This is a genomic window from Weissella diestrammenae (assembly GCF_014397255.1).
GTDB classification, from domain to species: domain Bacteria; phylum Bacillota; class Bacilli; order Lactobacillales; family Lactobacillaceae; genus Weissella; species Weissella diestrammenae.
In genome coordinates, this window is the sequence record NZ_CP060724.1 from 1200154 (window position 1) to 1223087 (window position 22934).

20 protein-coding genes, 2 pseudogenes and 1 other annotated feature are annotated in these 22934 nt (G+C 40.3%); of the genes and pseudogenes, 21 read left to right on the forward strand and 1 reads right to left on the reverse strand.

Going from position 1 to position 22934, the window contains the following annotated elements; translation table 11 throughout:
* The first annotated feature begins 130 nt into the window (after window positions 1–130).
* From alr to H9L19_RS05900, 19 genes and pseudogenes are all read left to right on the forward strand, one after another.
* Window positions 131–1243 (forward strand): alanine racemase, encoded by a 1113-nt coding sequence (alr, locus tag H9L19_RS05815; RefSeq protein ID WP_187528745.1) that lies wholly within the window; start codon window positions 131–133, stop codon window positions 1241–1243.
* 8 nt (window positions 1244–1251) lie between these two features.
* Complete coding sequence (gene lysA, locus H9L19_RS05820) at window positions 1252–2538, forward strand: diaminopimelate decarboxylase (RefSeq protein WP_187528746.1); 1287 nt, start codon at window positions 1252–1254, stop codon at window positions 2536–2538.
* A 67-nt stretch (window positions 2539–2605) separates the two neighbouring features.
* Window positions 2606–3315 (forward strand): annotated as a pseudogene (gene dapD / locus H9L19_RS05825) (2,3,4,5-tetrahydropyridine-2,6-dicarboxylate N-acetyltransferase).
* A 34-nt stretch (window positions 3316–3349) separates the two neighbouring features.
* On the forward strand, window positions 3350–4510 hold the full coding sequence (locus tag H9L19_RS05830) for an N-acetyldiaminopimelate deacetylase (protein ID WP_187528747.1): 1161 nt from the start codon (window positions 3350–3352) through the stop codon (window positions 4508–4510).
* Window positions 4503–5381: a 4-hydroxy-tetrahydrodipicolinate synthase gene (gene dapA, locus H9L19_RS05835; RefSeq protein ID WP_187528748.1), complete on the forward strand. Its 879-nt coding sequence runs from the start codon at window positions 4503–4505 to the stop codon at window positions 5379–5381. Before H9L19_RS05830 ends, dapA begins: the two co-directional genes overlap by 8 nt.
* Window positions 5374–5979, forward strand: coding sequence for a 4-hydroxy-tetrahydrodipicolinate reductase (locus H9L19_RS05840; RefSeq protein ID WP_276509291.1), 606 nt, complete (start codon window positions 5374–5376; stop codon window positions 5977–5979). The genes dapA and H9L19_RS05840 overlap by 8 nt, the downstream gene beginning before the upstream one ends.
* Entirely contained in the window at window positions 5943–6119 is a 177-nt protein-coding gene (locus H9L19_RS08395) for a dihydrodipicolinate reductase C-terminal domain-containing protein (RefSeq protein ID WP_338061909.1), read from the forward strand. The genes H9L19_RS05840 and H9L19_RS08395 overlap by 37 nt, the downstream gene beginning before the upstream one ends.
* A 78-nt stretch (window positions 6120–6197) precedes the next feature.
* A complete protein-coding gene (locus tag H9L19_RS05845) occupies window positions 6198–7277 on the forward strand; it encodes an aspartate-semialdehyde dehydrogenase (RefSeq protein WP_187528749.1) in 1080 nt (359 codons plus the stop codon).
* A 74-nt stretch (window positions 7278–7351) separates the two neighbouring features.
* A complete protein-coding gene (locus tag H9L19_RS05850; RefSeq protein ID WP_187529935.1) occupies window positions 7352–8221 on the forward strand; it encodes an NAD(P)-dependent oxidoreductase in 870 nt (289 codons plus the stop codon).
* Window positions 8222–8351: 130 nt separating this feature from the next.
* Window positions 8352–9536: an aminotransferase class I/II-fold pyridoxal phosphate-dependent enzyme gene (locus H9L19_RS05855; protein ID WP_187528750.1), complete on the forward strand. Its 1185-nt coding sequence runs from the start codon at window positions 8352–8354 to the stop codon at window positions 9534–9536.
* A 224-nt stretch (window positions 9537–9760) separates the two neighbouring features.
* Window positions 9761–10228, forward strand: a complete 468-nt coding sequence (locus H9L19_RS05860) for a low molecular weight protein-tyrosine-phosphatase (protein WP_187528751.1) — start codon at window positions 9761–9763, stop codon at window positions 10226–10228.
* A 66-nt stretch (window positions 10229–10294) separates the two neighbouring features.
* On the forward strand, window positions 10295–11005 hold the full coding sequence (locus tag H9L19_RS05865) for a hypothetical protein (protein ID WP_187528752.1): 711 nt from the start codon (window positions 10295–10297) through the stop codon (window positions 11003–11005).
* Window positions 11006–11365: 360 nt separating this feature from the next.
* The gene (locus H9L19_RS05870; RefSeq protein ID WP_187528753.1) at window positions 11366–12937 is read left to right on the forward strand and encodes a peptide chain release factor 3; all 1572 of its coding nucleotides are present in this window, start codon (window positions 11366–11368) and stop codon (window positions 12935–12937) included.
* Window positions 12937–13158, forward strand: a complete 222-nt coding sequence (locus tag H9L19_RS05875; RefSeq protein ID WP_187528754.1) for a hypothetical protein — start codon at window positions 12937–12939, stop codon at window positions 13156–13158. The genes H9L19_RS05870 and H9L19_RS05875 overlap by 1 nt, the downstream gene beginning before the upstream one ends.
* Before the next feature lie 98 nt (window positions 13159–13256).
* Window positions 13257–14542 (forward strand): annotated as a pseudogene (locus H9L19_RS05880) (replication-associated recombination protein A).
* A gap of 13 nt (window positions 14543–14555) precedes the next feature.
* Complete coding sequence (locus tag H9L19_RS05885; protein WP_187528755.1) at window positions 14556–15551, forward strand: acyltransferase family protein; 996 nt, start codon at window positions 14556–14558, stop codon at window positions 15549–15551.
* Window positions 15552–15931: 380 nt separating this feature from the next.
* Window positions 15932–16207, forward strand: a complete 276-nt coding sequence (locus tag H9L19_RS05890; protein WP_187528756.1) for a hypothetical protein — start codon at window positions 15932–15934, stop codon at window positions 16205–16207.
* A gap of 90 nt (window positions 16208–16297) precedes the next feature.
* Window positions 16298–16744, forward strand: a complete 447-nt coding sequence (locus tag H9L19_RS05895) for a universal stress protein (RefSeq protein WP_187528757.1) — start codon at window positions 16298–16300, stop codon at window positions 16742–16744.
* A gap of 143 nt (window positions 16745–16887) precedes the next feature.
* Window positions 16888–17811 (forward strand): hypothetical protein, encoded by a 924-nt coding sequence (locus H9L19_RS05900; protein ID WP_187528758.1) that lies wholly within the window; start codon window positions 16888–16890, stop codon window positions 17809–17811.
* Between the two features lie 60 nt (window positions 17812–17871).
* On the opposite strand, the gene H9L19_RS05905 is transcribed toward H9L19_RS05900, so the two are convergent.
* Window positions 17872–18633, reverse strand: a complete 762-nt coding sequence (locus tag H9L19_RS05905) for a hypothetical protein (RefSeq protein WP_187528759.1) — start codon at window positions 18631–18633, stop codon at window positions 17872–17874.
* Between the two features lie 335 nt (window positions 18634–18968).
* Here H9L19_RS05905 and trhA point away from each other — a divergent pair, with 335 nt between their 5' ends.
* Together trhA and H9L19_RS05915 are read left to right on the forward strand one after the other, a co-directional pair.
* Window positions 18969–19625, forward strand: a complete 657-nt coding sequence (trhA, locus tag H9L19_RS05910) for a PAQR family membrane homeostasis protein TrhA (protein ID WP_187528760.1) — start codon at window positions 18969–18971, stop codon at window positions 19623–19625.
* Window positions 19626–19865: 240 nt separating this feature from the next.
* Window positions 19866–20072, forward strand: a binding site (T-box leader).
* A 65-nt stretch (window positions 20073–20137) separates the two neighbouring features.
* Window positions 20138–22795, forward strand: a complete 2658-nt coding sequence (locus H9L19_RS05915; protein ID WP_276509292.1) for a valine--tRNA ligase — start codon at window positions 20138–20140, stop codon at window positions 22793–22795.
* The last annotated feature ends 139 nt before the right edge of the window (window positions 22796–22934 follow it).

Sequence of the window (22934 nt, forward strand, 5' to 3'; positions counted from 1 at the left end):
TAATCGGAAACCGTTGGTCTTGTCAAGGTTGACAATATCTTCAAAAACTAACAGAATGAAAGACATAAAAAAATTAGAATTATCTGAGATAATAACTCATAGGTTTGAGGATGACATGGGGGAATAAGTGATGGTAGTTGCAAATACACGGCCGACACGCTTGAAAATTTCACAGCAGGCAATTTTGCATAATATACAGGCTGTGCGGAATCAAACGCAAGCCAAACAAATCTTTTTAGCAGTTAAGGCAAATGCTTATGGCTTGGGTCTGTTAGAGATGGCCAAAGGTGCGGTTGCAAGTGGGATTGATGGGTTGTGTGTAGCCGTATTAGATGAAGCGTTGGCATTACGGGCAGCAGGGATTAATGTCCCTATCCTTGTTATGGGGATTGTGCCAGTTCAATATGCCGTTGAAATGGCAAAACAACACATTATGGCCACGGTGAGTGATGTGAGTTGGCTAGTTGCGGCACAAAAATTATTAAATGGTGATGGGCCATTGTTAGTGAACATTGCAGTTGATACTGGTATGGGTCGGATTGGTTTTCGTTCAAGAGCTGAATTGATTCAAGCGATTGAATTGATTCATTCAGCACCAGAACAATTGACATATCAGGCAATTATGACTCATTTTTCGGATGCTGACGTTGCCGATGATCAATATTTCAAACAACAACTACAGGTTTGGCATGCATTGACTGATTCAATTGAAATGCCACCCATGGTCCATTTAGCTAATTCTGGTGCGGCAATCTATCATACACATGAATTGTCGACTGAAATGGTCCGAGTGGGTTCAGTGATTTATGGGTTAGAGCCCTCACGTGGTGAAATTAAGGCGTACGATTATTTGCAACCAGTTTTAACTTTAGAAAGCGAGCTTGTTTTTTGTAAACAAATGCCTGAAGGAGCAGGTATTTCGTATGGTCATCGGTATCTAACAAAGGCTGGTGATTGGATTGGCACGGTGCCGATTGGGTATGGTGATGGTCTTAATCCTGGCTTAAGTGGTTATTCGGTTTTAGTAAACGGTGTTGAGGCAAAAATTGTTGGTCAAATTGCAATGGATCAGTTAATGATTTTATTACCGAAAGATATGCCGATTGGATCGACAGTGACATTTATTGGTAAAAATGGTGATTTGGAACGGACGATTGAAGATATGGCCTTGTATACTGACATTGATCCTTGGTACTTAACAACGGCTTTTCAGGCACGCTTAACACGCCAGCTTGTAGAATAGGAGACGATATGCAACAAACTTTTGATGTTGATGATACGGGCGAATTGGTGATTGGTGGGTTACGCGCAACAGACTTAGCAGCACAGTATCAAACGCCATTATATGTTTATGATGTGTCAAAGATACGACAAGCCATGCGTGATTTTAAACAAATTTTCATTGAAAAAGATGTTGATGCAGTTGTGAGTTATGCGTCAAAAGCTTTCGCCACGACGGCCATTTATGAAATTGCGAAATCTGAGGGCATCCACCTTGATGTGGTTTCTGGTGGGGAAATCGTGACTGCACAAAATGCCGGTTTTCCATTGGCAAATGTGTCATTTAATGGTAATAATAAATCGCTGGCTGAATTACGCTTGGCCCTTGATGCTGGGGTTGGCACAATTATTGTGGATAATTATCATGAACTGGAAATGTTAATGACTGAGTTAACAGCGCGTGAACAAAAACAGAATATTTTGTTGCGAATTACGCCTGGTATTGAAGCTCATACACATGAATATATTCAAACGGGTCAAACTGATTCGAAATTTGGATTTGATGTTGATAGTGGTCAAGCGCAAGCTGCTTATCAGGCGGCAAGTCGACATCCCTATATCAATGTCTTAGGTATTCATGCGCATATTGGTTCACAAATTTTTGAAGTTAATGGCTTTGTTGCACTTGCTACACGTTTGGTTGAGATTACGCAAAGTTGGTCATTTGTACCTCAGGTGATTAATACTGGTGGTGGTTTTGGCATTCGATATACTGATGAGGATTCGCCACGACCAATGAGCGAAATGTTGTCAGCAATTATTGAAACGATTAAAACTACGACGGCCGAGTTGGACATGCCAATGCCACAGATTTGGATTGAACCGGGGCGAGCGATTGTGGGTGAAGCAGGAATAACCTTGTATGAAGTTGGTGCCAGAAAAGATATTGAAGGGCTACGGTCGTATCTATCTGTCAATGGTGGTATGGGGGACAATATCCGACCGGCATTATATGCGGCAAAATATGAAGCGATTTTGGCAAAGCAACCATTGGCACCACTTCAACAAACGGTTCGGATTGCCGGAAAGTACTGTGAGTCAGGTGATATTTTAGTGGCATCTCAAGTACTTCCTGAAACGCATTCAGGGGATATTATCGCCATGCTTGCCACGGGTGCGTATGGCTATTCAATGGCATCAAATTACAATCGTCAGCCGATACCTGCTGTAGTCTTTGTCGAGAATGGTCGGGCACAGTTGGTGGTTGAACGACAAGATGCTGCTGATTTACTTCGCTATGATCATCATTATCAATAGCGATTGCGAGGCTGTGCACTAACAATTTAGTGCATTTTTAATACACAAAAGTTTAAGGAGTGGTGACATGACAGAGATGAATGCTGAAAATATGATTGATTATATTGCAAATGTAAAAAAAAAGACACCGGTAAAAGTGAATATTGCTGGTGATTTAGCACAATTAGTTATCCCAGACACCATTGAAGCATTTATTGAAACCAAGACCGGCATCCTTTATGGCGATTATGCCGAAATAAAAGCGTTCGTTGACGCAGAAGATTCGATTGAACGCAGTCACTATGAACTGGTAGCGCGTCATTCCGCTGTGCCACTGTTAGATTATCGAGATGTCAATGCACGGATTGAACCGGGCGCGATTATCCGGGCACACGTTAAAATCGGGAGTCAATCAGTTATCATGATGGGGGCAATTATCAATATTGGTGCTGAAATAGGTGAGGGCAGCATGATTGATATGGGGCTGTGTTAGGTGGTCGAGCGATTGTTGGGAAGCGATCACATATTGGCGCCGGTGCGGTTTTAGCTGGTGTGATTGAGCTAGCTTCTGCAAAGCCAGTGATTGTGGCTGATGATGTTTTAATTGGTGCCAATGCGGTTGTGATTGAAGGTGTGCAAATTGGGCAGGGGGCTGTCGTAGCAGCAGGTGCGATTGTAACCAAAGACGTTGCGCCATACACAGTCGTTGCGGGGGTGCCAGCGAAAGTCATTAAGGCGATTGATGCCAAAACAATGGGAAAAACCGCACTAGTTGCAGCATTACGTCAATTAGATTAAAGCTGGTATTTAGTTGAGAAAGAGGGTGTTTGGAATGGTATATCAAGAAGAAAAATTGATTGAAATAAGGCGTGAATTACACCAAATTCCCGAATTGGGGATGCAAGAATTTAAAACGCATGAGTATTTAATGACATGTATTGAACAATTGAATCAACAATGGCTAACTATCAAACAAATTCCGGATGTACCAACCGCAATCATGGTGAGACTACAAGGATATGCGCCGGATAAGACTATTGGTTGGCGATCTGATATGGACGGCCTACCAGTTTTAGAAGCAACTCAACTACCATTTGCCTCACAACATATTGGTCAGATGCATGCGTGTGGTCATGATATGCATATGGCCATTGCAATGGGAATTTTAGCTCATTTTGCTGATAATCAACCACGTGATAATATGGTGTTCTTTTTCCAACCAGCTGAAGAAACAATTGGTGGTGGCATTAAAGTCTATGAGGCTGGCGTATTTCAAGGTATTTGGCAACCGGATGAATTTTATGCTTTTCACGATCAACCAGCGTTAGCAACTGGTGTGTTATCTACTCGTCAAGGCACTTTGTTTGCGGCAGCAGCTGAGGTTCGTTTTACAATAAGCGGGCGAGGATCACATGCAGCTTATCCACAAAAAGGTTTAGATGCAATTGTTGCTGGAAGTGCACTTGTGACGCAATTACAGACAATCGTTTCAAGAAGTTTGGATCCAGTGCATAACGGGGTCATCACGATTGGTACTTTTCAGGCTGGTGAAGCGGGTAATATCATTGCGAATCAAGCTGTTTTGACTGGCACGATTCGGACGTTGAGACAATCTGACATTGAAGTGATGTTTAAGCGGGTACAAGAAATTGCAAAGGGCGTTGCGACCATGTTTGCAGTTGAAGTCTTAGTCGAAATCGAACAAAGTGGTTATCTTGCAGTTGAAAATGATACTGAGTTGGTAAATGATTTTATAAGATTTATGGCGCAAAGTTCGTTTGAATTTGAAGTCGCGGAGCCAGCAATGACTGGTGAAGACTTTGGCTTTCTAATGTCAAAGTTTAAAGGCATGATGTTTTGGTTGGGTGTAGGTGATATGGCGCATCCATTGCACCATGCGAAAATGACGCCTGATGAATCAGCTTTAAAGATTGGCGTTGATGCCAGTGTTGCATTTCTAGCACATCGAATGGAGAGCAAATCGTATGTATGATGACATTGAATTAGTGACAGCGATTATCACACCATTCACTACGGACAAAGCCATTGATTATCCAGCGTTAGACCGATTAACCGATCGACTATTGGCGACTGGTACACAGGCCTTCGTGGTTGGTGGTACGACGGGTGAAGCACCGACGCTTAGTGATGCAGAAAAGATTGCACTATACACTCATTTTGCGACATATGTTGCTAAACGTGGATTAGTGATTGCAAATGTCGGTGACAATGACACGAGGCATTCAATGGTATTGGCAAAGGCGGTCAGTCAAATTTCAGGCGTTGATGCATTGTTAGCAGTGACGCCTTATTACAATAAGCCATCACAGGCTGGTATGATTGCTCATTTTGAAGCCATTGCCGATGCTTCAGCTGTACCTTTGATGTTGTATAACATTCCAGGACGCTCAGCTGTTGGACTAACGAATGAATCAATTTTGACATTAGCAAAACATTCAAATATCAATGCGGTTAAACAGGTGACGACATTAGATGACATTGCGTTCTTAGTGGCACAGACACCCGATGATTTTTATATTTATACCGGAGAAGATGCACAAACATTAGGCGCGCGGGTTGTTGGCGCCAATGGCACAATTTCGGTAGCAAGTCATTTATATGGCTTGGAAATGCGCCAATTATTTCAAGCGTTAGATAATGGTGATATTGAAAAAGCTGGTGCGCTTCAGCGGTTGTTGATGCCTAAAATGAATGCTTTATTTGCATGGCCGTCACCCGCACCAGTTAAAGCCATCTTGGGCTTGCGGGGTGATATCATCAATCAAACACGATTGCCGATTTTACCAATGAACGCAGATGAAACACAACAACTTGTGACTTTGTTAGGAGAAACGCATGATTAAAGTAATCGTAGCCGGTGGTTTTGGTAAACTTGGCAGTTCAATTGTTGAGGCTTTAGAAAAACGGCCTGATATCATGCTTGTGGGCATTCTTTCTCAAACTAAACGTGTAACAGAGGTGCCGGTTTTTACAACACTGGAGCAAATTGATGTTAGTGCCGATGTTTGGCTTGATGTAAGTGTACCAGAGGCTGCGATTGAAAACGCAAAATTTGCTCTGACGCACCAAATGCATGTTGTAGTTGGCACAAGCGGTGTCGATTATGATGTTTGGCAACAAGCTTTAGCCGATTTAGTTACTGTCCATGAGCGTGCGGTGTTGATTGTGCCGAATTTTTCGTTGTCGGCAGTTTTGTTAATGCAATTTGCAAAACAAGCTGCTCAGTATTATGCAGATGTCGAAATTATGGAAATTCATGATGTCAATAAAAAGGATGCACCGAGTGGAACAGCTAAAGCGACAGCACAAATGATTGCCGACGTTCAAAAGCTAACATACCAAACAAAACCAGTGCAGACATCAGTCGCTCGGGAGAAAATATTGCGGGAATTCCGGTGCATGCTTTGCGCTTACCAGGATATGTTGCCGAAGAAACAGTGATTTTTAGCAATTCTGGTGAATCCTTGCAACTTAAACAAACGAGCTTTTCGCGCGAATCCTTTGTTCCTGGTGTTTTGAAAGCCATTCAAGGCGTCAATCAATTAACTGGTATTCAACTAGGACTAGAACACGTGCTGTGATGGCAGGATATCATCAACATTTCAGACTATAAATTGTACTGAAAATGTAATATTTCGTTCAGAAAGGGTGGGCTTAAATTGGAGACAAAACGTTATCAAATTGCCATTTTGGGAGCGACTGGGGCAGTTGGCACACGAATATTGGAACAATTAATGCAGTCAACAATTCCGATTGCAGGTATTAAATTATTAGCATCTAAAAAATCAATTGGTAAAAGAATCACTTACCAGTCAAAGCAATATATTGTTGAAGAAGCAACACCTGAGGCATTTGAAAAGGTTGACATCGTTCTTGCTTCAGCGGGGGGTGAAGTCTCAAAAAAAATGGTGCCCGAGGCGATAAAACGTGGAGCAGTTGTTATTGATAATTCATCATATTGGCGCATGAATGATCAAGTGCCGTTGGTCGTGCCAGAAGTGAATGGGAGCGTGTTGGCTACGCATCGTGGCTTAATTGCCAATCCGAATTGTTCAACAATTCAGATGACGGTTGCACTGGCGCCAATTCAAAAAGCATACGGTTTGAAGCAAGTGATTGTTTCAACGTATCAAGCAGCCTCGGGTGCTGGTCAAGCCGCGGTTGATGAATTATTGCAACAAACGACAGCATATTTAAAACACGAAACAATGCACGCCGAGCGTTTACCAGTTAAAAATGACCAGCAACATTATCCACTGGCATTTAACCTGTTGCCGCAAATTGACGTGTTTGAATCAGATGACTATACACATGAAGAATATAAAATGATACGGGAAACTAAAAAGATACTTTGTGGTGATTCAACTAGTACTGAAATTAAGGTGACTGGGACAGCGGTTAGAGTACCGGTTGTCATTGGACATGGAGAAGCAATTTATTTTGAAGTGGTTGACGCGCAGGCTGATCCTCAAAAAATTCGAACGACCTTGTCAACTGCACAAGGGGTAAGGGTGATAGATGAGCCTAAAAATCAGCGTTATCCGCAACCATTATTAGCAGAAGGCCATCGGGAAACATTCGTAGGACGCATTCGGCGTGATTTGGAGAATGCACGCCATTTTCATATGTGGGTGGTGTCAGATAATCTATTAAAAGGGGCCGCTTGGAATACCGTTCAAATTGCAGAACAATTGGTAGCCAAAAATTTGGTGACAGTACCTGAAAACAGCTTATTTTGATTGTCCTCTAGGCAAAGATGAACTAAATATGGCACAATAAACGTAAGACAGATTGCATTTATATGGGGGGCATGATGAAAATTGGATTTATTGGCACTGGTGTTATGGGAACAGGGATTATCAATAATTTATTACCTGTTTTTGGGGAAATTATTGTCTTTAATCGGACAAAATCCCATGCCCAGCTCGTTTTAGACAATGGCGCAGTCCGGGCTGAATCACCAGCCCAAGTAGCTGCTGAGACAGACGTTGTTTTGACAATGGTTGGTTATCCTGACGATGTTGAAGAAATTTATTATGGTGACGATGGGTTATTGGCTAATGGGCACGCGGGTCAAATTATGATTGATATGACAACCTCGACACCAACCTTAGCGAAAAAATTGGCTCGGGATGGCTTAAGACATGAAATTACTGTATTGGATGCACCTGTCTCAGGCGGGGATGTTGGCGCGAAAAATGGGGCATTAACTGTGATGATTGGTGGCGATGAGAAGGCCTATCAACAGTCTCTGCCCATTTTTTCTGCGATTGCAAAGAAGATTCAACGATTCGGGGAAGCTGGATTTGGACAACACACGAAGATGGCTAATCAAATTATGATTGCCGCCACGATGTTAGGCATGTCTGAAACATTGGTTTATGCAAAACAGGTTGGCTTGGATTTGAACAGTGTCTTAACAACTCTAAGTGCGGGTGGCGCACAAAATTGGTCGCTTGATAATTATGGACCTCGTATTTTGGCAAATGATTTTGAACCTGGTTTTTATGCGAAGCATTTACTTAAAGATTTACGTATCGCCCTAGATGAAGCACAAAAATTAGAGCTTGTTTTACCTGCGACCGATTTAGCGGAGGCGTTATATACTAAGTTGGTTAACGATTTGAAAATGGGAGACGCTGGCACACAAGCTTTGATTAAACTATGGCTAGCCTTTAGGTGATGAAAAAACGAACATTTGTATTATTTGAAGCGCAAAAAATAACGTCTATACGATTTTAAATCTTTTTATATCAATTAAAGTTCATGGTTTGTTATAATTGAACCAATATTTAGAAATGAGGATTTTTGACATGCCAAAAGTCATTGAAGCGCTTGCAACGATGAAAAATGATCAATTAGCTACTATTTTGCCATCACCCATCCGAGAAATTGATGCCAATTTCTCAACAATCCCTGGCATATTAAAATTGACATTGGGAGAACCAGATTTTGCAGTGCCAGATCATATTAAGTCAGCGGCTAAAAAGGCCATCGATGATGATGATTCACATTATGCACCTGCATGGGGACATTTATCTCTTAGAAATGAAATCGCAGCTTATTTGAAGCGGCGCTTTCAATTATCTTATCAACCTGAAACTGAAGTTTTAGTGACAGTGGGGGCGTCTGAGGCGATTTATGCAACCATGCACGGCTTATTTAACCCGGGTGATCAGATTATTATTCCTACACCGACTTTTCCAATGTATGAAGCCATTGCTCAGGCAATGGGTGTTGAAGTAGTTGGTATTAATACGGCGCCAGATTTTATCTTAACGCCAGAAAAATTGAAATATGCCTTACAAACCCATCCAAAAGTTAAAGGTGTGATGTTTAATTATCCTAGTAATCCAACCGGAGTAACATATGATTCGCAACAAATCCAAGCGATTGCGACAGTTATTGCTGAAAATGATTTGCTTGTTATTTCAGATGAAATCTATGCTGAATTAGTCTATGAAGGCGAGCATCAATCAATTGCTGAAATTTTGCCACAGCAAACAATTTTGATTTCTGGTTTATCAAAATCGCATGCAATGACTGGTTATCGGTTAGGTTATGTTACTGGACCGGCTGCATTAATGAAGCATATTGGTAAAATGCACCAATTCCTAGTTACCACTGCGCCTGGACCAATGATGGCTGCAGCAGAAGAAGCTTTGAAGCATGGACAAGACGATGCAACTAAAATGCGTGACATTTATCAACAACGGCGAGATTTATTGTTAAGTGGTTTACAACAACTAGGGTTTGAAGCAGTTGCGCCTGGTGGTGCTTTTTATATGTTTGTTAAAATTCCAGATTTTCTCAATCAAGACGATGTTGCTTTTATTTATGACGTCGCTGAAAAAGTAAAACTTGGGATTGTACCTGGTTCGATGTTTGGTGCAGGGGGCGAAGGGTATGTTCGGCTATCATATGCGGCATCACTCGAAGATTTGCAAGAGGCGGTCAATCGCTTGTCCCAATATATCGCACTGGAGACAACACATTAAGTTAAGGTCTGTTTAGGTTCAATTTAATTTTAGATTAAGTGTCAACGGTTATGATTATCTTTGTTGAAAGGGATGGTAAACCATTTGACATTTATTCATAACACACCTACTTCTTAAAACAAAGAGACTGCTGTTTGTATACGGTGGTCTTTTTGTTTGAGATAGCTTATAATATGTGCAATTGAGGGTGTGATGAAGCCTACTGAAAATAAAGGAAAAGATCAATGAAACATGTTTTATTTGTGTGCTTGGGAAATATAGCACGTTCAACAATGGCGGAAGCCATCTTTGTCCAAATGATTAGTCAGCGTCAATTGGCTGATCAAATTGAGGTCGATTCTGCCGGCACGTCAAATGAAGAAACTGGTAAACGGCCACATTTGGGCACGCAAGAAATATTACGTCAACATGACATTCCATTTGATTGGATTAGAGCACGCCAGATTACACCAAGTGATTTTGAATGGGCTGACTATATTATTACGATGGATCAGCATAATCTACGGCATTTAAGACAGATAGCGCCAAATCAATTAGCAAAAGACAAAATTAGTTTAGCATATGATATTTTACCGGATCGGATGGGGACAGAAATTCCTGATCCTTGGTATACCCAACGTTTTGACGATACCTATCAACACTTGATGGCAACGCTACCAAAGTGGTTAGATAAGATTGAAAACGAACTATAGATATAAATAAATTCTGAGTTGAAATGGTTCTATTAAATTTTAGAAGTAGGTAATGTCATGAAAAAAATGGTGATTAAAATTGTATTGGCTGTGATGTTGATTGGTGTCTTCGTATTCGGTGGCCTGACGATTATGAATCGACAACAGATTTCAAGTGATTTGAAATCGGCTCATCAAGCGATTGACGGTCAACAATGGTCAGCCGCGAAGCGCAAATATACTAATGTACAGAAAAAAGCGCCTTCTGCAGAGTCAAGAACAGCGTTACAACAACTTAATTTATTGATAGCAGGAGATAAGGCTAGTCAGAAGAAAGATTATCAAAGTGCAGTGTCACAATATCAAGCCGCATTGCGTGTTGATGACGGATTAAAACGCATTAATCGTCAAATCAAAAAAGTATTGCCTAAGTTGGAAGCGCTGCACAAAAAAGCTACGCAGGTCAAAAAAGCATCATCAACAGAAGCAGGTGCAACGGCCAATGATAAAATAAAAGATAGTTCGAAGGCCAGTGTGTCGAGCGATACACAGTCATCATCGCATTGGAGTGAGGCTAGTTCTTCGAGTGAAGCGATTAATCATGGTGATTTAGCAAATGCTTATCAATTTTCGGCCAGTGATGTTGCGGCAGCACGAAGTGAACTGAAGGCGTCATTTAATAATGTTGATCAATATGATGATGAAACAATCAAAAGAGTGATGGCGATGAGTCTATTGAATCAAACATCACTTGAGACGGCCTATAGTAATGGTGGATGGGCAGGAACGTCGCATTAATCAGATTGACTAACTAATGGTAAAAAAAGGTAATCCAATGGGATTACCTTTTTTAATGCATTAATATTTTAATATGAAAAACGATTTCTGATTGTCAATTTACTTCGTTAAAACTAAATAAAATGCTTGAAAAAGCATATCAGTGATGAAATGCCTAACATTTTAGGTAACACACTGTCACTTTTACTGAATTTGATTTTTAGTCTTTCAGGCGATGCGTTAACTGAGATTAAAAGCGACATTATCCGGTTAATCGCCTTTAATTTGTTACATAGATGTGATATAAATAAATGAGATATTTGGTAAACTTAACTTAAAGATATTTAAGAATTTATAAACATACAAAAAGAAAGCAACATTATGGCAAATTTAAAAGAAGAAATTATGACACGGCGAACATTTGCCATCATTTCGCATCCTGATGCGGGGAAAACAACAATTACTGAACAAATGTTGCTCCTTGGTGGTGTTGTTCGGTCAGCAGGAACCGTCAAAGGTCGACAGGGGAATTTTGCAAAATCAGACTGGATGGCAATCGAACAGAAACGTGGTATTTCGGTTACCTCATCTGTTTTACAATTTGATTTTGATGGAAAACGAATTAATATTCTAGATACACCAGGCCATGAGGACTTCTCTGAAGACACGTATCGGACTTTGATGGCAGTTGATTCCGTTATCATGGTCGTTGATTCAGCAAAAGGAATTGAACCACAAACAAAAAAACTATTTGAGATTGTAAAAGAACGCCACATTCCTATTTTTACCTTTTTCAATAAGTTAGATCGCGATGGGCGTCCACCGATGGATTTAGTTGATGAGTTAGAGACAACATTGGGGATTAATGCGTACCCGATGAATTGGCCAATTGGTTCAGGACAGATTTTAGCTGGCTTGTTTGACTTATATCATCATCAGGTTGAAGTTTATCGACCAGCAAATGAGTCTGAACGTTTCTTGCCGCTAAATGCTGAAGGAACTGATTTAGCTCAAGCTAATGCTTTGCAGCAAACACCTGCTTGGCAAGAGTCGCAAGAAGAAGTAGAACTATTACAAGATGCAGGAAATGCCTTTAATGAAGAAGCAGTCTTGAAGGGTGAATTAACCCCTGTGTTCTTTGGTTCGGCCTTAGCTGGGTTTGGACTAGAAACATTTCTTCGAACTTATCTCAAATTTGCGCCAGCACCTTCGTCAAAACAGACTGTTGATCATCAGATTGTTGAGCCGACAAATCCAGAGTTTTCTGGCTTTGTCTTCAAAATCCAGGCCAATATGAATCCCAATCACCGTGACCGTATTGCTTTTGTTCGCATTGTATCGGGGGAGTTTGAACGTGGTATGGATGTGACATTGCAACGAACAGGTAAGAAATTACGGTTATCAAATGTCACACAATTTATGGCTGATTCACGAGAAAATGTCGAAAATGCCGTCCCCGGTGATATTATTGGAGTTTATGATACCGGTAATTTCCAAATTGGTGATACGATTTATGCTGGTAAACCGGCTATCACATTCGAAGAATTACCGACATTTACACCTGAATTATTTATGCATGTGCGCGCTAAGAATGTGTTGAAGCAAAAGTCATTCCATAAGGGTGTCACACAGCTTGTTCAAGAGGGAACTATTCAAATGTATACGGCTTGGGATTCGGGTGATTATATTCTTGGAGCTGTTGGTCAGCTACAATTTGAAGTGTTCCAATTTAGAATGGAAAATGAATATAATAGTGAAGTTGTTTTGGAGCCAATGGGGCCAAAAATTGCCCGCTGGATTTCATCTGACCAATTAGATCCTAGAATGGCTTCGTCACGAAATCTGTTGGTTCGAGATCGGGCTGACCAGCCTGTCTTCTTGTTTGAAAACATGTTTGCAGAGCGTTGGTTTGCAGATAAATACCCAGATGTCACATTGGAGGCTAAGTTATAATGACAAGGTTTATTGAAAGTATGGTGCAAACTAACTCAGTTGCAATGATTGGGTTTGCCCTGATATTGGTTTTTGGTGTACCAACTGGCGTGTATTTAACAGGTCATACGATGCTTCGTTCATTTCCGAAATTATTTAATGCATTGCATTGGTTATTTGGAACATATGTTGCATTTGTTTTTGTCAGTGGTGTAGTTACCCTATTGGGTGGTAAATTTTAAAAAATTAAAGGCTGAGGCAATTTGTCTGAGCCTTTTGTCATACTATGCCTATGAAACAATGGCAGGTTTTAGAAGAAAATATTGAAAGGTGGGTAGAGATGGCACAACAACCATTAGCATATCGTATGCGACCACGCTCGATTGAAGAAATTGTTGGACAACAACATTTAGTTGGTGAAGGTAAGATTATCAATCGGATGGTCAAAGCCAAAATGTTGTCTTCAATGATTCTATATGGGCCCCTGGTACTGGTAAGACAAGTATTGCTAGTGCTATTGCTGGATCAACGCAATATGCGTTTCGGATGTTAAATGCTGCGACAGACAGTAAAAAAGATTTACAAATTGTTGCGGAAGAGGCTAAGATGTCTGGCACGGTTGTTCTATTGTTAGATGAAATTCATCGGCTTGACAAAGTTAAACAAGACTTTTTATTGCCGCATTTAGAGAGTGGACAAATTGTACTAATCGGGGCGACAACGGAAAACCCATATCTATCGATCAATCCTGCAATTCGTTCAAGAACACAAATTTTTGAAGTCCAACCGTTACAAGAAGAAGATATGCTCACGGCAATCGACCGTGCGCTGGCTGATTCAGAACGTGGCTTGGGGCTGTATCAGGTTGAATTGGATGATAATGCACGTCAACAATTAGTTTATGCCACTAATGGCGATTTAAGAGCAGCTTTAAATGGGTTAGAATTGGCTGTTAAATCAACCCCAGCAGATAGTGACCAAGTCATTCATATTGATTTGGCGATTGTTGAAGAGAGTATTCAGCGTCGAGCATTAACTGCGGATAAAGATGGTGATGCACATTATGACGTTATCTCGGCATTGCAAAAATCAATTCGAGGCAGTGACGCGGATGCCGCACTTCATTATGTGGCTCGTTTGATTGAAGCGGGTGACTTACAGATTATTGCACGGCGCTTACGAGTCATTGCTTATGAAGATATTGGTCTTGCGAATCCAGCTGCCGTCGAACGAGCTATTTCAGCTATTCAAACCGCTGAACAGTTAGGCTTTCCTGAAGCAAGAATTCCAATTGCTAATGCAGTCATAGAATTGGCATTATCGCCGAAATCTAATTCTGCATATTTGGCGATTGATGCAGCGTTAGCGGATGTCCGAAAAGGTGGCAATGGTGATATACCGGCTCAATTGAAAGATGCACATTATTCTGGTGCGGAAAAATTAGGCCATGGTGTGGGGTATCTATATCCACATGATTACCAGGGTGACTGGATTGCTCAACAGTATTTGCCTGATAAGTTGGTTGGTACAGCATACTGGCAACCAAAAGGAAATTCTAAAATTGAACAAACTTATAAGGCACAGTATGAGAAACTTCAGCATGCACAACGTGATGGATTGAATTGAACGAGGGAATAAAATGGCAAGAATACAATGGATTGACTACGCTAAAGGGGTCACAATATTTTTTGTTTTTTTCGTTCATGTGATTGAAGGAATTTATAAGACGCAGTTGTATCCAGAATATTATGGTTTCTTAACCACAATCATGGGCATCGTTTTTACGTTTGTGATGCCAATTTTTTTCGCACTGTCGGGGTATTTGTATCATCAAGCCGCCAACTGGGGAGATTGGCGAAGACGTATCAAGAATAAAGCAATAGGGCTACTAGTTCCATATATTATTTTTTCAATTATTTTTGTAGGTCTTCAACATATCAATCAGGGGCGTGTACACACATTGTATGCTTGGCAAAGTTTATTGGGAATTTTTTGGCAACCGATTGGGTACCTTTGGTTCTTACTCGTTTTATTTTATATTTTTGTGCTTGTTAGTTTACTGGATATGTTAAAAGTCCGTGCAGGTTGGCAAATAAGTTTGTATTTGATTGGTTTATGCTTAAGTATGACAATTGCGATGCCACTTGTTATCCAACTCGTCTTGATGTGGACACTGCCTTTCTATATTGGACGGTTGTGCTATCAGTATCCGGATTTGTATACAAGCCATACTATTTTTCGTTGGGCTTTATTGGGGTTGATGATATGGTTGATTGCACAGGTGTTACTAGTTGCTACTTGGTATAATACGAATATGTTTCATGGGTTTGATTTTGGATCGAAATTATTGAGCATCATTGTTGGTTTCCATTTATTTGCCAAGCATCATTCAAATTACATGTATTCAAATTTTTCAAAGTATGGCGTTTGGTCAATGATTATTTATCTTGTTCATGCGCCTAGCGCATCGATTATTCGAACGATATTGCTTAAGTTTGGGGTTAATAATTTTTGGTTAGTTCTTGGGTTGACACTAGTTTTCACATGGTGTTTTTCAGTGTGGATTGCGCGTCAAACCGAAAAATATACGTGGCTTAATTATATTTTTTATCCAAACCGATGGCGTTTGTGGTAATGAGACTGTGCAAGGCATTATTGTTTGAAATTTAACTTACAAAAATGATTTTGTGTTGTATAATTTGGTTAGAGCGAATTCCTCAAACGTACGCGTGATTCATTTTATCATGATGTTGCTTTACAACTTTCTTAAAAGGGAATAGCGGAAAGCCGGCGGAGCATGCCTTTACATTTGGTAGCTGCAATCGCTGTCTTAGTACCCACTTTCTTATATTTAGGAGCCAACTATGACGAATCTGCCAACGGCGTTATATGAGTGTTCGCAAGCCTGCCTGGTCTATCTGGGCAGGTTTTATTTTTGAAAGATAGTGATGATTATCAGCGTTGGTACACAAAACGTGGACAAAAAATGAAAAGCAGTGAAAAGGGGTGAGATGAATGATTATCGCAGTTGAAATTGTCTTTGCTATTTTAATTTTAGGGCTAGGTATAGGTTTGATTGTTAAACGACGGGACTTGATGGGCTTGAGTGAAAAACAAATTAAAGGCACCGCAATTGTTTTTGGCGTTTGGTTTATTCTCATGGGACTTGGGATTTTTTGGTCAATTATTGTCTTTGGTGATGCCCCGTGGCCAGTAACCGGCTTTTTGGTTTCAGCAACCTTAACAACCACTATTTTGGCAATGATTATCAGTCAAAAAATTTTTAAATAAAAATAATTCAAATATCTTTCATGAAAAGGTTTTCAAATGCGGTATAATAGACATATAAACAAATTTGTATCAAACATGGAGGGTTAAGTTATGGCAACTGAATTGAATTACAAAAACATTATGGTACCTGTTGATGGTTCAAAGGAAGCTGAAGCTGCTTTGGGAAAGGCCATTGCTGTGGCGAAACGTAACAATGGATTCTTGCATATTTTGCATGTTATCGATACACGTGCGTTTCAAAATGTCGCTGATTTTAAAACGTCAATGGTGGAACAAGTTGCAGAAACTGCGAAAAAGACGTTAGATGCATATTTGAAACAGGCAAAAGATGCGGGTGTAGAGAATGTTGAATACACCATTGAATATGGATCTCCAAAAGATATTATTGGGCATCAAGCAGTTGAAAAACTTAATATTGATTTGATTATGATGGGTGCTACTGGGTTGAATGCCATTGAACGGTTATTGATCGGTTCAGTCACTGAATATGTGACGCGTTCAGCTAAGGTGGATACGTTGATTGTTCGAGCAAAGTAATTAAGTTTGCATAAAGAAAGTAAGAGGAAAGGTAAGACTTGTCGTCTTACTTTTTTTTTTGTGCAAAATTGTGCAAATTATCTTATGATAGTAATATATAAATACGGTATAAAGGCGCTTTAGCGCACAAAAGAGGATGTATTATGGAATTACCTTTAACAGCAACAGCATTAAATAAACGTAATGGCGTGACCATTATTGGTTCAGTTGGCAATCCAGATGCGATTGTGACGATTAACTTGAATGATGATTCGACGATTCAACCAAAGGTTGATGCAAATGGTTCTTTTATTGCGCAATTGGAACGCAAGAAGGCGTTTGGTGATATTCGTGTCATCGCGGTTTTGCGTGATGACTTGGATAGTCGTTCAGAGATGACATTACATGTGGTCGCACCAAAGGCGATTGTTACCGCTGTCTTGTCAACACAAGGTATTATGCGTAAACTGACTGGTTCAGTCAATCAACCTGGGTTATTTATTGAGGTGCATACGCCCGAAAATGTGCATCCGATTGAAGTTGTTGTCGATGAAAATTTTGAATTCGAATTACAAATGCCAATTGCGTTACGACCAGAAGATATTAAGGTTGTTGCATTAAATCCACAGACAGGGGAACAAATTGATGTTCCTGTTGAGCTGGGTGTGACGACGAAAACAATGACCATCCCAATTTTAACGGATGACATGATCACAAGTTATGCAGCAGAAGCAGAACAACGTCGGGCCGCAGAGGAAGCACATGATCAAGCTTTAATGGCCAAAGCTGCGGCCTCTGAGGCTTTTGTGACATCAATTGTGGAGACGCTTCAGCCAACGCCAACGGCGATCAATGAAAAGGCAGCCGCCGCTAATAAAGAAACTGAGATTGTAACGGCTGCGACTGATGTATTGAGTAAAGACACGGTTATCGTTGAGGTGTTACAACCAACTAAAGAAAAAGTTGAAACAGTGGCAGCAGACACTGAGTCAAATCAAAAAGTTGAATCAGAAGTTAAATCACGCGCCGCACGTAAACCACGGCGAGGAATTATGCGATTCTTCCATTGGCTTTTCGTTAGGGGATAAAATTAGTTCGTAAAAAGACCGCTAGATATTAATCTGGCGGTCTTTTTATGTGGAATGATACTATTTGTCTTTTTTAACAATTGAGCTGCTGAGCCAAGTGTTAAAGTCTTGGTTGTCGTCACCATTACCACCGGAAATATGGTTCTTATAAGCGTTTTTTTGTTCTTGGTTAAATGAAGACCAGATAGCGCCACCCAATGAATAACGAGTTGCTTTCATTGAAAATTCTGAGGCGGAAATTTTTGATGCATCTAAATCAGCAGCGCTTTTCAATTGGTCATCTTGCCACAATGAGGCAATTGCAAATTGTGAGCCATTTTGAAGTGCAACTTGGCGTGCAATTCGAACCGTCTTGACATCTTCTGTATTGTTATGAAGTGCTGCTTGAAGGGCTAAAGTACCAGCTTTAGCATAAGTGTCTAAGTAATTACTTAGGTCTTTTTGTTTTGTGTCATCTTGAAAGATAATTGTGACTGTTTGATCTTTTAATAAAATCGTTTGAACCTTAATATCTAATTTATTATTGGTCAACATTTTTTGAACTTGTGCTGAATAGTTACTTTTTTGAACGACCTTTTTATCCGTTGAGGCAGCAACAGAATTTGGATTATCGTTGGCAGCAGACACCTCTGCAGCAGATGAATCTTTAGCACTGGATGTGCGAGAAGTGGTACTTTGAGCACGTTTATTTTGTTGGTGCTGGGCATTTTGTGTCCGATTTGATGTATGGTGGTCAATCACAAAATTAGCACCGATTAAAATCAGAATGACACCGATTGTTGCGATGGCAGTAATAAAAAATCTTTTATAAGTCCGAAACATATGGTCCTCCTAGAAATACTTTCCTAATAATTGTAACAAACTTAGTGAAATTCTGATATGAGAATAAATCTGGTATCGTGTGCAATGCTACCAATTTGAACTAAAATCAAACCACTAAAAGTTGGTGTAAACTAGGAAAAATAGTCTCTGCTGCGGAAAGAAAATAAATAAAGGCCTAAAATCATTTGCAGGGACCACGTAAATGGTAAATGATGGGCTGATTATTTGATACACACACATAATGATGACAACCAAAAGATGAACAATGTGTGAAATAATGGCAATTCTATTTGAATCCGGTTATAATTAGCGCAAAGTGAATCGGAGGAATTGCCATGTTTGAAAATGTTCAGGTTAGTCGGCGTGCACTGATTACATATGAAGTACTTAATAGTGTGACGCATGGTCTTGGGTTTATTTGGGCTGTTATTGCATCGGTTGTCTTGTTAGTACAGGGCAGCATTCATCATATGAATAGTTTTGAACGGTCAGCCATTGTCATTTACATCATCGGATTGACAACGTTCTTATTGGCATCAACATTGTTTCATGCCTTGATTTTCACAAAGGCCGCAAGACTGTTTCAAATTTTCGATCATTCGGGCATCTACCTGGTCATTCTTGGTACGTATACGCCATTTGTTTGGATTGCCATGCATAATACGACAGGTTATCTTATCTGGACAATTTTAGCGTTACTGACAATTGGTGGTATTGTTTATGATGTATTTTTGGTCGGACGTTTCAAATGGCTGTCGACAACCATTTATTTAATTATGGGTTGGATGATGGCGTTTGTCTTTCCAACTTTATGGCAAGCAATCCCGCACTCAGCATTTTGGCTATTAGTGGTTGGTGGGGTAACCTATTCAGTTGGTGCCTTAGTCTATATGAAAAAACACCCAGCAAGTCATTTGATTTGGCACTTCTTTGTTTTGGCAGCTACACTATTAATGTATGCCAGCGTGTATATTACATTGTTCGCTGCATAGGATGCTGCGTTGTATTGACCATTGGGCAGACTTAATTGCATTTGAGTCGGTGTGATTGAAGCAAATAGAAAATTTATCGGTTTTAGTGTGCCATGGCTTAAATGAAGATAGTATCGTGGCAAGTAAGTGCAAGAAATAAAAAATAAATTGGTGATTTATCAAATCGCAATCATAGATTGATGTTGTAGCTTGTGGCAAATAAAAAAACTTGTGCACATTGCGACATACACGTATAATAACAACATGGTTAAGCCTTAGAGGAGTAAATTGGATTTTTTGTTTAGCGAGTGTGTGGTTGGTGGAAACACATCAAAATTCCAATCGAATGTAGTTAAGGCGCTTAATAGATGAATTTCAGTAGTTTATTACGTATTCCGCGTTAAGGAGGATGAGATGGGATTAAATGATTCCCAAATCAGGTGGTACCGCGTTGATGACGCCCTGATGAAGACAATAGGTCTTCATTGGGGCTTTTTAATTGCTAACGATAAAATAAGAAATGAGGAATGATAATGCGTGAAATTGATATGCCTGGAAAATATAACGCTGAGGCAGTTGAAGCTGGTCGGTATGATAAGTGGGTGAACGAAAAACGTTTTACGCCTTCTGGCGATGATAAGGCTCGGCCATATGCGATTGTGATTCCACCGCCTAATGTGACAGGTAAGTTGCACTTGGGACATGCCTGGGATACAACGTTGCAAGATATGATTATTCGTCAAAAACGGATGCAAGGGTTTGATACTGTATGGGTGCCAGGAATGGACCATGCGGGGATTGCCACGCAAGCAAAAGTGGAGCAACGTTTAGCTGAACAAGGTATTTCGCGTTATGACTTAGGGCGTGAAAAGTTTGTGGATCAGGTTTGGGATTGGAAAAACGAATATGCTGCAACAATTAAAGCTCAGTGGGGTAAGTTAGGCCTTTCTTTAGATTATGATCGGGAACGATTCACGTTGGATGAGGGACTGTCTGATGCTGTCAAAAAGGTCTTTGTGACTCTTTACAATAAACAATTAATTTATCGTGGTGAGTATATTATTAATTGGGATCCTAAGGCACGAACGGCTTTGTCAGATATTGAAGTGGTATACAAAGATGTACAAGGTGCTTTCTATCATGTGAAGTATCCATTTACTGACGAAACAACGTTAGATGGTAAAGATTATATTGAAATTGCAACGACCCGTCCTGAAACAATGTTTGGTGATGTAGCGGTAGCAGTTAATCCTAAAGATGAACGTTATCAATCTATTATTGGGAAAACAGTGAGGGTACCATTAGTTGATCGTGAAATTCCAGTTATCGCTGATGACTATGTTGAAATGGATTTTGGAACAGGTATGGTTAAAATTACGCCTGCTCATGATCCAAATGATTTTGAAGTCGGCAATCGCCACCAGTTAGAACGAATTAATACGATGAATGAAGACGGTACGATGAATGAACGTGCTGGCCGGTATGTGGGGATGGACCGTGATGAGGCCCGAAAGACAATCGCGACTGACTTACAGACAGATGGTTGGATGCTTAAGGTAGTGCCTTATACGCACTCAGTTGGTCATTCAGAACGGACTGGTGTGCCAGTCGAAGCACGCTTATCAACGCAATGGTTTGTTAAGATGAAACCTTTAGCTGAACAAGCGTTGGCTATGCAACAATCTGATGATCGGGTTGATTTCTATCCACCACGTTTTGAAAATACATTTACATCATGGATGGAAAACATTCATGATTGGGTGATTTCACGACAATTATGGTGGGGACATCAGATTCCAGCGTGGTATCACAAACAAACGGGCGAATTGTATGTTGGTGAGAACGCGCCAACTGATATTGAAAATTGGGAACAAGAAACTGATGTGTTAGACACATGGTTCTCATCAGCACTTTGGCCATTTTCAACGATGGGCTGGCCTGACACGGATGCCCCTGATTTTAAACGCTACTTCCCAACAAACACGTTAGTGACTGGCTATGATATTATCTTCTTCTGGGTGGCTCGGATGATGTTCCAATCAAAAGAATTTACTGGACGTCGACCATTCCAAAATGTGTTGATTCACGGTTTGATTCGTGATGAAGAAGGACGTAAGATGTCGAAATCATTGGGGAATGGGATTGATCCAATGGATGTGATTGAGAAGTATGGCGCTGATGCGTTACGTTGGTTCTTGGCTACTGGGTCAACGCCTGGATTGGACGTACGTTTCTCATACACAAAAATGGATGCTGCGTGGAATTTCATTAATAAAATCTGGAACGCGTCACGCTATGTCATCATGAACTTAGATGAAACAACCGAAGCTATTTTGCCAGCACGTGAAGAGATGGCGTTAGCTGATAAGTGGATTTTGACTCGTTTGAATTCAACGGTTGCATCGGTTACGAAGAATTTCGATAAGTTCGAGTTTGGTGAGGCAGGCCGTGCGTTGTACAACTTTATCTGGAATGATTTTGCTGATTGGTATATTGAAATGACCAAGGAAACGCTAAATGGCTCTGATGAACAAGCAAAGCGCCGTGTTCAAGCTGTTTTGGCTTATGTATTAGACCAAACATTACGTCTATTGCATCCAATTATGCCATTCGTAACAGAAGCAATCTGGCTTGAAATGCCACATGAAGGTGATTCTCTAACTAGCGCAGCCTATCCAACGGTTCAAGCTGAATTGGATGACTCGACGGCAGAGTCTGATTTCCAGAGCCTTGTGGACTTGATTACTGCAGTTCGAACGATACGTACTGAAGCGAATGCACCGATGTCAACTGAGATTGATGTCTTGATTCAGACAAGCGATCAAAACTTAACACGTATTTTTGAAAGCAACGTTGATTACATCAATCGGTTTGTTAAGCCTAAGCAATTAACAATTGCACCAGAGGTATCCGTACCACGCTTAGCCATGACACAGGTTATTTCTGGAGCTGAAATTTTTGTGCCGCTTGCTGAATTAATTAATCTCGAGGATGAAATTAATCGCTTACAAGGTGAAGTTAAAAAATTCCAAGGTGAAGTTAAGCGGGCTGAGGGTAAACTAGGAAATGAAAAATTTGTTCAATCTGCACCAGAGTCGGTTGTTGCCGCCGAGCGTGAGAAGTTGGCTGATTGGCAGACAAAATTAGCTGCAACTCAAACACGACTCACTGAATTAAACGCTGCGAAGTAGACGCTTAATTTATGTGACAGATTGATCAGTTTTAATAATAAAAATGACTGCGACATTAATTTGTTGCAGTCATTTTTTGATGTTCTAGTGGTGTATTGATAAGAATAGACAAATATCGATGAAAAACTGGATAGTCTGA